Genomic DNA, 11,093 nt, shown 5'->3' with positions numbered 1-11,093 from the left:
ACCGCCCGGACGAGCTGGTGCTCTGGGTGCAGACCGGGTCGATGCCCGCTGAGGTGAAAGGAAGGGCCCCTTCTTATCGCGAGGCGATAAGAAGGGGCCCTTCCTAACCGAGAGCGCGGGCCTTCAGGAGGACCGCGCCTGCTCGGCGCTGTGCCGCACGTCCTGCGCGGCGGCGCGGCCGTCGTCCTTGACCGCGTACGCGGCGTCCTGCGCGGTGGCCTTCACCGACTCGGCGGCGTGCTGCGCGGGCTCGCGCAGCTCCTCCTTCAGCTCACCGGCGACCTCGCCCAGCTTCTCCTTGACCACGCCGCCGTGCTCGGCGGCCTTCTCCTTGACCTGCGCGGCGACCTGCTGCTCGCGGCGGGTGGCGGGGATCAGCGAGGAGACCAGCATGCCGACGCCGAAGGCGATCACGCCGGCGGCGATCGGGTTGCCCTCGGACTTGCGCCGCACCACCTGCGGCGCCCGGTGGGCGGCGTCGCTCACCGTGGCGGCGGCCGAGTGCGCCTTGTCGCCCACCGTGGACGCCATCGAGGAGGCGTGGTCGCCCACCGAGTGGGCGGCGTGGCCGGTGCCGTGGCCGAGGTCCGATGCGGTTCCCATCACCTTGTCCTTCACGTTCGTCAGCGCGCTGCGCACGCGCTGCTTGCGGTCGTCGACGATGCGGCCCGGGCTGACCTTGTACGCCAGGGCGTCCACGTCCGAGCTGAGGTTGTTGCGGGTGGCTTCGATCTCGCGGCGGATCTGCTCGGGATCGGTGCTCATCGGATGACTCCCTCCGGGTGCGGCTTGAGCGCGTCGGGGATGCGCTGCACGCTGTCGTTCGTCTGCTTCAGGCCGCGGATCCGCTCGGCGTTCTTCTTGCCCATCGAGTACAGGACCGCCGCGACAACGGCCCAGATGACGGCCACGATCAGCGCGGCCAGCCCGGAGTCCATGACGTTGTCGAGGAACTGCCAGATCGCGATCGAGACGAAGAGCGCCACCATGTAGCCGCCGAAGCCGGCGCCGCCGAACAGTCCGGCGGCCTTGCCCGCCTTCTTGCCCTCCTGGCGGATCTCCGCCTTCGCCAGTTCGACCTCCTGCCGCATCAGCGTGGACAGGTCAGTGGTGACCTGGCGCATCAGGTCGCCGAGCGAGCTGCCGCGCACCTCGTCGGCGTGGGGCGGGGCGCCCGCCGCCTGATAGCCGGGGTCCTGCGTGGGTACGGTCATGCCGTCGCCTCCCTTCTGCCGGTGCGGCCGGTCACGGGCGGGGAGCGCCGGTGGACGGGACGCCCGGCAGCGGGTCGGTGCGCTCCGGCGGCGGCAGCGGCTGACCGGTGCCACCCGCCGGGTCGGCCCAGGTGTTCGGGGCGCCGCCGGTCGGGTAGGTCGCGCCCGGCGCGGAGTAGCCCGGGTCCGGCTCGGCGTAGCTGCCCGGCGTCGGGTCGAGGTAGCCGCCCGGCGGCACCTGGTCCGGCACCTCACGCGCGGTCGGGATGACGGCGGTGCGGTCCGGGTCGTACGCCGGCCGCGCGCCGCTGTTGTCGTCGCCGAGCGCGGTGATGTTGCGGGTGAGCCGCCCGGCGACCACGCCGAGCAGCGCGGCGCCGACGAGGAACGTGCCGGGGTTGCGGCGGGCGTAGTTCTTCACCTCGTTGAGCAGGTCGCCCGGCTCGCGCTGCTCCAGCCAGCCGGCCACGCCGTGCACCCGCTCGGCCGCCTGGTGGGCCAGCTCGGTGACCGGGCCGGAGCCGCCACCCTGCTGCGCCATGGTGCGCATCTCGTCGGCGAGCGACCGCAGGCCGCTGGCGGCGCGCTGCTGCTGCTGACCGGCCTGGGCGGTGACCTGGTTGCGGGTCTCGCCGTAAAGGTCGCGGGCCTGTCGCTTGGCCTCGCCCACCACCTCCCGCCCCTGCTCCTTGGCGGTCTGCGCCACGGCGCCACCGGCGCTCGCGGCGTCGGAGCCCACCTGGCGGGCCTGGTCACGCACGCCGCCGCCGTTCGTCGACTGGTACGTGGCAGAAGTCGGGGAATGATCCTGAGTCATGATGTCCCTTCCGCTCGTGTGTTTCCCAGCGGGTGTTCTCGGGGGGTACGCGGATTTGTTTCCGCATGACAATCGCCCTACCCCCGGTCGACCGGTCCATGCCTGATTCGTGATTTCTCTGCGGGAGCGACCCGCTCCGGTCAGAGAATGGAATGCCTGCCCGCCCGGGCGGCGGCGAGTCCACGGGGGTGACAGGGATGGCACGTGACGTGCGCGAACACGCGCCCGCCCGGCCTACGGTGCAGAAGGTCGCCCTCGCGGCGGCAGCCGTCTTCGCGCTGATCGGCGTGCTCGGTTTCGTACCCGGCATCACCACGCACTACGGCGAGATGACGTTCGCCGGGCACCACTCCGAGGCGAAGCTGCTCGGGGTGTTCCAGGTGTCGGTGCTGCACAACCTGGTGCACCTGCTGTTCGGCCTGGTCGGTCTGGTCATGGCGCGGCGGCTGGCCGGGGCGCGCGTGTTCCTGGCCGGCGGCGGCGCGCTCTACCTGGTGCTGTGGCTGTACGGCTTCGCCATCGACCGGGATGCCTCGGCGAACTTCGTGCCGGTGAATGACGCCGACAACTGGCTGCACCTGTTCCTCGGTTTCGGCATGCTCGCGGCCGGCCTGCTGCTCAACAACAACCTCGGCACCGGCACCCGGGTGGAGGCCCCGTTCGACCGTCCCTGACCAGGCGCGACACGCCGGTGCGGGCGTTTGTCCCGACCCGATGCCGGGCAGGAGGGCAGGCGCGAGCGGGTCGAGGAGGTCCGGCGATGCCACGGTGGTTGCGCGACAACATGCTCTCGGTCGCCATGCTCGGCGCGTTCCTGGTCTTCCTGCTGCTGCAGAGCGTCTTCGGCTGGCAGGTGCACAACGAGGAGCTGAGCCGGTACGGCATCGAGCCGCTGAGCTGGTGGGCCTATCTCGGCACCGGGCACTTCGCCGAGGCGGTGTTCGAGAACTGGGAGTCGGAGTTCCTCCAGATGGGCGGCTACGTGCTGCTCACCGCGTACCTGGTGCAGAAGGGCTCGGCCGAGTCGAAGCCGGAGGACCAGACGGACCGGCCGGAGGACAACCGGGACCACGCCCGCCCCGACTCGCCCTGGCCGGTACGGGTCGGCGGGCTGCCGCTCGTGGTCTACCGGAACAGCCTCGCCATCGCGCTTCTGATGATCTTCGGCGGCTCGTTCCTGGGGCATCTGTTCGGCGGCGTGGCCGCCTACAACCAGGAGCAGGCGCTGGAGAGCGGTGCCGCCCCGATCAGCGCCTGGCAGTTCCTCGGCACCAGCGACTTCTGGTTCCAGTCGATGCAGAACTGGCAGAGCGAGTTCCTCGCCGTCGGCGTGCTGATCCTGCTCAGCATCGTGCTGCGCCAGCACGCCAGCCCGGAGTCGAAGCCGGTCACCGCGCCGCACGCCCAGACCAGCGCCTGAGCGTCAGGCCGGCCGATCAGGCCGCCACCGGCAGCCGCTTGGCGAAGCAGACGCTGTACGGGTTGTCCACGTACTCGCCGTACACCGGGATCGGCTCGTACCCGCTGGACCGGTAGAGCGAGATCGCGGCCGGCAGGTAGGTGCCCGTCTCCAGGCACACCGTCCGGTGCCCCGCCCGGAACGCCAGCTCCTCCAGCGCGACGAGCAACTGCCGGGCGATGCCCCGCCCCCGGAACGCCGGCCGCACGTACATCCGCTTCAGCTCACCGGTGTCGGCGTCGAGCGCCTGGAGACCGCCGCAGCCGACCGCCCGGCCGCCCACCACGGCGGCCAGGTAGTGGATGTCGGCGTGCACGACCGTCACCTGCCCGTCCAGCCCGCCGTCCGCGTCGCGCAGCTCACGCTGCTGGGCGACGACGAGCGCGGCGATCTCCGGGTCGGTGGCGGGACGGGACTCGATCAACATGCCCGTACGCTAGATCCGCCGGATTTCGCGCAGGTTTCCCGCCACCGTCCCGCAGACGGCTACTCGACGTCCGCTTCCGCCGCGGCCGCGGCCTCGATCTCGTCCTCCGGGCGGACCCGGCGGGCCTTGCGGGCCGCCAGCCGGTCGGACGCCGACGGACGGTTCGACTTCTCCTCCAGCCGCACGTCGGTGCCCCGGTTACCGGGTACGAAGTCGACACCGGCGTAGAGCGTCGGTTGCCAGTCGAACTCCCGTTCGCCGATGCGCACCAGGTCACCGGCCTGCGCGCCGGCCTTGGCGAGCTTCTCCTCGACGCCGAGGCGGGCCAGCCGGTCGGCCAGGTAACCCACCGCCTCGTCGTTGTCGAAGTTGGTCTGCTTGACCCAGCGCTCCGGCCGGCTGCCGCGCACCGTGTACGAGCCGTCCGGCTCGGCCTCGATGGTGAAGCCGGCGTCGTCGACCGCCTTCGGGCGGATCACGATCCGGGTCGGCTCGGCCGGCGGGGCGGCCCGACGGCCCTGCTCGACCAGCTCCGCCATCGCGTACGTCAGCTCGCGCAGGCCCTCGCGGGTGGCGGTGGAGACGTCGAAGACGCGCAGGCCACGGGCCTCCAGGTCGGGGCGGACGATGTCGGCGAGGTCCTTGCCGTCGGGCACGTCGACCTTGTTGAGCGCGACCAGCCGGGGCCGGTCGGCGAGCCCGCCGTACTGGGACAGCTCCGACTCGATGGCGTCGATGTCGGCGAGCGGGTCGCGGCCGGGCTCCAGCGTCGCGGTGTCGACCACGTGCACCAGCACGGCGCAGCGCTCGACGTGGCGGAGGAACTCCAGGCCCAGGCCCTTGCCGCTGGCCGCGCCCGGGATCAGGCCCGGAACGTCGGCGACGGTGAAGGTGTGGTTGTCCACCCGGACCACGCCCAGGTTCGGCACCAGCGTGGTGAACGGGTAGTCGGCGATCTTCGGCTTGGCCGCGGAGATCACCGAGATCAGCGACGACTTGCCGGCCGACGGGAAGCCGACCAGGCCCACGTCGGCGACGCTCTTGAGCTCCAGCACCACGTCCAGCCGGTCGCCGGGCTCACCCAGCTCGGCGAAGCCGGGCGCCTTGCGGCGGGCGTTCGCCAGCGAGGCGTTGCCGCGTCCGCCCCGGCCGCCCCGGGCCGCCTCGAACGTGGTGCCCACGCCGACCATGTCGGCCAGGACCTCGCCGTCGAGGCTCTGCACCACGGTGCCGTTGGGCACCTTGATGACCAGGTCGCGGCCGTTCGCGCCGTCCCGGTTCGAGCCGGCCCCGCCCTTGCCGTTCTCGGCCTTCAGGTGGGGCCGGAAGTGGAAGTCGAGCAGCGTGGTGACCTGCGCGTCGACCACCAGGGACACGCTGCCGCCGTGGCCGCCGTTGCCGCCGTCCGGCCCGCCGAACGGCTTGAACTTCTCCCGGTGGATCGAGACACAGCCGTGCCCGCCGTCGCCGGCCTGCATGTGCAGGACGACCCGGTCAACGAACGTCGTCACGACGCCAATCCTTCCAGCGGGGTCCGCCCCGCGCGTGAAAAGGCGAAGCGGGCCGGGACCAGAGGTCCGCGGCCCGCTTGGCCAGAAAACTACTGCTGCGGCACGATGCTGACGGTCTTGCGACCGCGCTTGGTGCCGAACTGAACCGAGCCGGCGGCCAGCGCGAACAGCGTGTCGTCGCCGCCACGGCCGACCAGGTCACCGGGGTGGAACTTGGTGCCACGCTGACGGATGAGGATCTCACCCGCGCTGACGACCTGACCACCGAAGCGCTTCACGCCGAGCCGCTGGGCCGCGGAGTCACGGCCGTTACGCGAGCTGGACGCACCCTTTTTGTGAGCCATTGGAGGACGACCTACTTCCCGCTGGAGATGCCGGTCACCTTGACCTGGGTCAGCGGCTGGCGGTGACCCTGGCGCTTGTGGTAGCCGGTCTTGTTCTTGAACTTGTGGATCCGGATCTTCGGGCCCTTGGTGTGCGCGGCGATCTCGCCGGACACCGCGACCTTGGCGAGCTTCGCCGCGTCGGTCACCAGGTCGTCACCGTCGACGAGGAGCACCGCGGTGAGCTTCACCGCGTCGCCGGGGGCACCGGCGAGCTTCTCGACCTCGATCACGTCGCCCTCGGCGACCTTGTACTGCTTGCCGCCGGTCTTGACGATCGCGTACATCGGAGGCGGACTCCCTGTCGTTGAGGCTGCTGGCGTCTGTTCCACCGCTGCCGGTTGTCACACCGTCGGCGGTCGTTCCCACGGCGTCTCGCCGGGAGCCGTGACACCGGCGGCGCGGGCACGCGGGAACTCGGCACACCAAAGTGCGCCGCAGGCAAGCCTACGCCATACCCGGCCCGCTCCCCAAACCGGGCTGCCGGTAGGCGGCTCTTCCGCGCGGCCCACCGGCACGACAGGGCCCCCGCGCCACACGCCAGGCGTGGATCGGGGGCCCTGTTCGCGCAGGTCAGTGCCCTACGGCCGGGTACGCCGCCGGGCGCCGCCACGGCGGGTCCGCCGGCGCGGGGCGCCGCTGTCGTCGTCGCTGTCGCCGTCACCGATCGCGTCCGGGTCGTCGGCGGCGGCCAGCCGGGCCGAGTCGCCCTCCTGGCTGTCCGCGACCGCCGGGGCGGCGGGCGTGTCCGTCTCGAACCGGGACAGGTCGTAGCCCTGGGTGTCGTAGTAGTCGTCGTCGGTCTCGACCACCTCGGCGACGGTCCGCTCCGGCGGCGCGACCGCAGCGGGCGGCTCGGTGGCGGCCTGCGGCTGCGCGGCCGGTTGCTCCGGTACGGCCTCCACGGCCGGCTTCTCCGCGGCGGCCTTGCGGCCCCGGCGTCGGCCGCTCTTCTCCTCGGCCGGCGCGGCGACCGCCGAGGCGACCGCCTTGACCTTCTCGCCCGCGCCGCCGCGCGGCTTCTCCGGCACCGGCTCGGTGTGAATGATCACGCCTCGGCCCTTGCAGCACTCGCAGGTCTCGCTGAACGCCTCCAGCAGGCCCGCGCCGATGCGCTTACGGGTCATCTGCACCAGGCCGAGCGAGGTGATCTCGGTGACCTGGTGCTTGGTGCGGTCCCGGCCCAGGCACTCGGTGAGCCGGCGCAGCACCAGCTCCCGGTTCGACTCCAGCACCATGTCGATGAAGTCGATCACCACGATGCCGCCGAGGTCGCGCAGCCGCAGCTGACGCACGATCTCCTCGGCCGCCTCCAGGTTGTTGCGGGTGACCGTCTCCTCCAGGTTGCCGCCGGAGCCGGTGTACTTGCCGGTGTTGACGTCGATGACGGTCATCGCCTCGGTGCGGTCGATCACCAGCGAGCCGCCGGAGGGGAGGAAGACCTTCCGGTCCAGCCCCTTGAGGATCTGCTCGTCGATCCGGTACTCGGCGAACACGTCCGCCACCCCGGCGTGCCGGCGCAGCCGCGCCACCAGGTCCGGCGAGACGTGCGACAGGTACGACTCGACCAGGTCGTACGCGGACTCGCCCTCGATGACCAGCTCGCGGAAGTCCTCGTTGAAGAGGTCCCGGACCACGCGGATGACCAGGTCCGGCTCCTCGTAGAGCAGCACCGGGGCGCCGCCCTCGGTCGCCTTGGCCTGGATGTCCTCCCACTGCGCCTGCAGCCGCTTGACGTCACGCGCCAGCTCGTCCTCGCTGGCGCCCTCGGCCGCGGTCCGGACGATCACCCCGGCGCCGTCCGGCACCAGCTTCTTCAGCGCGTCCCGCAGCCGCTTGCGCTCGGTGTCGGGCAGCTTGCGGCTGATGCCGGAGGCGTTGCCGTTCGGCACGTAGACCAGGTGCCGGCCGGAGAGCGCGATGTGACTGGTCAGCCGCGCGCCCTTGTGCCCGATCGGGTCCTTGGTCACCTGCACGAGCACCGAGTCGCCGGAGCGCAGCGCCTGCTCGATCGAGCGCGCCCGGCCCTCCAGGCCGGTGGCGTCCCAGTTGACCTCGCCGGCGTACAGCACCGCGTTGCGCCCGCGCCCGATGTCGACGAAGGCGGCCTCCATGCTCGGCAGCACGTTCTGGACCTTGCCCAGGTAGACGTTGCCGGCCATGGTGGCGGACGAGTTGCGGGTCACGTAGTGCTCGACCAGCACGCCGTCCTCGAGCACGGCGATCTGGGTGCGGTCGCCGCGCTGGCGGACCACCATCACCCGGTCGACCGCCTCACGGCGGGCCAGGAACTCCGACTCGCTCAGGATCGGCGGCCGGGTACGCCGCTGCTCGCGGCCGTCCCGGCGGCGCTGCCGCTTGGCCTCCAGCCGGGTCGAGCCGGAGACGCCCTGCACCTCGTCGACCGGCTTGCGCGGCTCACGGATCTTGACGACGGTGGGCACGCCGTCCTCGGCGGCGGTGTCCGCCTCCCCCGCGCCGCGGCGGCGACGGCGGCGACGGCGGCGGGTCATCCCCTCGCCGTCGGGCTCCTCGTCCTCGGCGGACTCCTCGGTCTCGTCCTCGGCGGTCTCGGCCGCGGCGGGCTCCTCGACGTCCTCGTCGTCGGCCTCGTCGGCGCCACCCTTGCCCCGGCCCCGGCCCCGGCGACCCCGGCGACGACGCCGCCGGCCGGCCGCCGTCTCGTCGTCCTCGTCGATCTCGGCGGACTCCTCGGCCTCGGCGGCCGGCTCCTCCTCGACGACCTCCGGCTCGACCTCGGCCTCGACCGGCTCGACCTCCCGGCGGGCGCGACGGCGGCGCCGGCCGGTCTCGACTGCTTCCTCGATCGGCTCCTCCGCCGCCGGATACGTGACCTGGACGGCGGGCGCCTCGTCGGGCTGCGGCGCCATGAACAGGACGGTCGGCGCGGAGAGCGCGGCACGACGCCGCCGGGTGGTGGGCGGCGTCGGCTCGGCCGGCTCGTCGTCCACGCGCGGCACGGCGGCGCCCGTCGACACGACGCCCGTCGCGTCCGCCGGGCCGCCGCTGCGGGCCAGGTCGACCTCGTGGGTACGCGCACCCGCGGCGCTCGCGTCCTCGACGGTCCCGGCCTCGGCGTCCTCGTCCTCGACGTCCTCGCCGAGGCCGACGATCGCCTTGTCACCGGCGGTGGCCCCGCTCCCGCCGGTGGTGGCAGCATCCCCGGTGGCGGTGGTCCGGTCGCCGGTGGCGGCCTTGTCGCCGGTGGCGGTGGCCGTGTCCCCGGAGGCGGCCTTGTCGGCGGTGGCGGCGCGGCGGCGGGTGCGGGACCGCCCGGCGGTACCCGTGCTCTCCGCGACGCCGGCCTGGCCCGGCGCGGTGGCCTCGGCACCGTCGATGTCGGCGCGGCCCTCGGCGATCAGATCGCCCCCGGGCGCGGAGACCGGCCCGTCGATCACCCCGTCCGTGGCCGTCTGCCCGCCGGTGGCGGTCTCGTCCGGCGCGACGGTCTCGGCAGCCGGCGGCGTGGCCTTGCGACGACGGGTCCGGGTCACCTTGACCGGCGGCACGACCTCCTCCGAGGCGGCCTCCACACCCGCCGCGGCCACCGGTTCCTCGACCGCCTTCGCCGGGGTCGCCTTACGACGCCGCCGGGTGGTCTTGGGCGCGGTGTCCAGCTCTCCGGCGATCGGTGCGAGCACCTCGGCCTGCGGCGACTCGCCGCTGCCGGTCGCCGCGGTGGACGCCTCGACCGGCGCGTCGGTCTGCTCCGGCTGGTTCAGCGGGGCGGCCTTGCGACGGCTGGCCCGCTTACGGGCCGGCGGCTTGGTCTCGGCGACGCCCTCCAGGGCGGCGACACCTTCAGCGGTGGCGCCTTCCGCACTGGCGACGCCCTGGGCGGTGCCGTCGTCGGCGCTGCCGGAGGCGGCACCCTGGCGCCGGCGGAGGCCGCGCTCGCGGCGCTGCCGGAGGCGGCGGCGGCGTTGTCGGCGGGCGTCCCGGGTCGGCTCTTGCGCCGGTCCGTTCGCCGCCCTCGGGGCTCGGTTCTCGAGCATGGACGTTCTTCCAGTTCTGGCTGCCCCGGGCGCGGGTGAGCGCTGCCACGCAGGTTGCCGCAAGTGTTTCGGCGGGCGCGCAACGCGCGACGCGAAGTCTGCCTGCCAGAGCGTTGACCGACGGTCAGCGCTCTCCGATGGTTGCCCCGTCTCGTTTTCGCTTCCAACGGATCGACGATCTCGCCCTGCGCGGTCAGCGTGCCCTGCGCCAGCCGGATCACCTTCGGGGTGACCGGCGGCTCCAGGGCGGCCACCGCGCGGAGGCCGGACAGGACGTCATCGGGCCGAACGGACGGGGTGACCTGCCGCACGACCAGTTCGAGTATCGCACACGGTACGGCCGCCGCTTCGGAAGGCGTCTCAGACGGAGACACCACATCGATGGACACCACTGCCGCACGGGCGTCGAACGTACGCCGCCCCTGCTTGGTCATCCGCTCGACCAGGACCTCCTCGGCGGCGGTGAAGGCCGCCACGGCCCCCGCCAGCACCTTCGGGTCGACCTCGGGCAGCTCGATCCGCCAGTACGACGCCTCGATCCGGTCGGCGAGGCTGCCGCCGGTGGCCTCCACCACGTCGATCACGTCGAGTCCGGGCGAGAGCGCGGCGTCGAGGGCCTCGCGCAGCCGCGCCGGGTCGACCGGCTCACGCAGCCCGATCTCCAGGTACTCCGCCTCGCTGGCCACACCTGTGGGCGCCGCCGAGGCGTACGAGATCTTGGGGTGTGGGGTGAAGCCCTGGGAGAAGGCGATCGGCACGCCGGCCCGGCGCAGCGCGCGCTCGAAGGCCCGGGCGAAGTCCCGGTGCGAGGTGAAACGCAGCGGTCCCCGCTTGGCGTACCGGATACGGACCCGCTGGACGACGGGGGCCTGGCCGCCCTCGGGTTGAGGCTTTCTGGCGATCGTGAGCTCCTCGGCTGTGCCTGCGTATCGGTCCCATCCTGGCGCAGCACCCACGGTGCCCCACACCCGGGGCCACCCCACCCACCCCAAACCGCCCCAAACCCCCGCCCGCTCCCGCCGTGATCAAGGAGTTCACGTCCAGCTCCCACGCCCCCGAGACCCCAACCCCTTGATCACCCCACCCGGCCTGCCGGGCCGGGCCGACAAGGGCCGGCGATCATGAAGTTGGCGGCGGAATTGGAGATCGACATCGCCGCCAACCTCATGATCGACGGGGTGGGCCGGAGGGCCGGGAGAGGTTGGGCGGGGTCAGGAGCGGTTGTCGTGGGGCGGGGTGGGCTGGGCCGGGGGTGGGTAGGCGCCG

Annotated in this window: 10 protein-coding genes and 1 pseudogene; 2 read left to right on the top strand and 9 right to left on the bottom strand. The window is 72.9% G+C overall.

The window, feature by feature from the left end:
* Positions 1-123 precede the first annotated feature (123 nt).
* From MCBG_RS26615 to MCBG_RS26605, 3 genes are read right to left on the bottom strand one after another with little or no spacing between them, the layout of a single operon-like run.
* Positions 124-765, bottom strand: coding sequence for a DUF3618 domain-containing protein (locus MCBG_RS26615; RefSeq protein ID WP_043328975.1), 642 nt, complete (start codon positions 763-765; stop codon positions 124-126).
* Positions 762-1,214 (bottom strand): phage holin family protein, encoded by a 453-nt coding sequence (locus MCBG_RS26610; RefSeq protein WP_051611588.1) that lies wholly within the window; start codon positions 1,212-1,214, stop codon positions 762-764. The genes MCBG_RS26615 and MCBG_RS26610 overlap by 4 nt, the downstream gene beginning before the upstream one ends.
* Before the next feature lie 31 nt (positions 1,215-1,245).
* Positions 1,246-2,031: a hypothetical protein gene (locus MCBG_RS26605; RefSeq protein ID WP_043328974.1), complete on the bottom strand. Its 786-nt coding sequence runs from the start codon at positions 2,029-2,031 to the stop codon at positions 1,246-1,248.
* Positions 2,032-2,240: 209 nt separating this feature from the next.
* On the opposite strand from MCBG_RS26605, the gene MCBG_RS26600 reads away from it, so the two are divergent.
* A complete protein-coding gene (locus tag MCBG_RS26600) occupies positions 2,241-2,705 on the top strand; it encodes a DUF4383 domain-containing protein (protein ID WP_197494991.1) in 465 nt (154 codons plus the stop codon).
* Between the two features lie 86 nt (positions 2,706-2,791).
* On the top strand, positions 2,792-3,451 hold the full coding sequence (locus MCBG_RS26595; protein ID WP_043328972.1) for a DUF6766 family protein: 660 nt from the start codon (positions 2,792-2,794) through the stop codon (positions 3,449-3,451).
* A 16-nt stretch (positions 3,452-3,467) separates the two neighbouring features.
* On the opposite strand, the gene MCBG_RS26590 is transcribed toward MCBG_RS26595, so the two are convergent.
* From MCBG_RS26590 to MCBG_RS32070, 6 genes and pseudogenes are all read right to left on the bottom strand, one after another.
* Entirely contained in the window at positions 3,468-3,917 is a 450-nt protein-coding gene (locus MCBG_RS26590) for a GNAT family N-acetyltransferase (RefSeq protein WP_043328971.1), read from the bottom strand.
* Between the two features lie 59 nt (positions 3,918-3,976).
* Positions 3,977-5,428: a GTPase ObgE gene (obgE, locus tag MCBG_RS26585; protein WP_043328970.1), complete on the bottom strand. Its 1,452-nt coding sequence runs from the start codon at positions 5,426-5,428 to the stop codon at positions 3,977-3,979.
* Positions 5,429-5,517: 89 nt separating this feature from the next.
* Positions 5,518-5,772, bottom strand: a complete 255-nt coding sequence (gene rpmA, locus MCBG_RS26580) for a 50S ribosomal protein L27 (RefSeq protein WP_013288010.1) — start codon at positions 5,770-5,772, stop codon at positions 5,518-5,520.
* A gap of 11 nt (positions 5,773-5,783) precedes the next feature.
* A complete protein-coding gene (gene rplU, locus MCBG_RS26575; RefSeq protein WP_018787289.1) occupies positions 5,784-6,098 on the bottom strand; it encodes a 50S ribosomal protein L21 in 315 nt (104 codons plus the stop codon).
* 294 nt (positions 6,099-6,392) lie between these two features.
* Positions 6,393-9,827 (bottom strand): ribonuclease E/G, encoded by a 3,435-nt coding sequence (locus tag MCBG_RS26570; RefSeq protein ID WP_084789628.1) that lies wholly within the window; start codon positions 9,825-9,827, stop codon positions 6,393-6,395.
* A 124-nt stretch (positions 9,828-9,951) separates the two neighbouring features.
* Positions 9,952-10,648 (bottom strand): annotated as a pseudogene (locus MCBG_RS32070) (TIGR03936 family radical SAM-associated protein).
* Between the last annotated feature and the right edge of the window lie 445 nt (positions 10,649-11,093).

This window comes from Micromonospora sp. M42 (assembly GCF_000568915.1).
Classification (GTDB): domain Bacteria; phylum Actinomycetota; class Actinomycetes; order Mycobacteriales; family Micromonosporaceae; genus Micromonospora; species Micromonospora chalcea.
The sequence above is the reverse complement of the archived record's forward strand: the minus strand, read 5'-3'. Positions and strand labels throughout refer to the sequence as shown.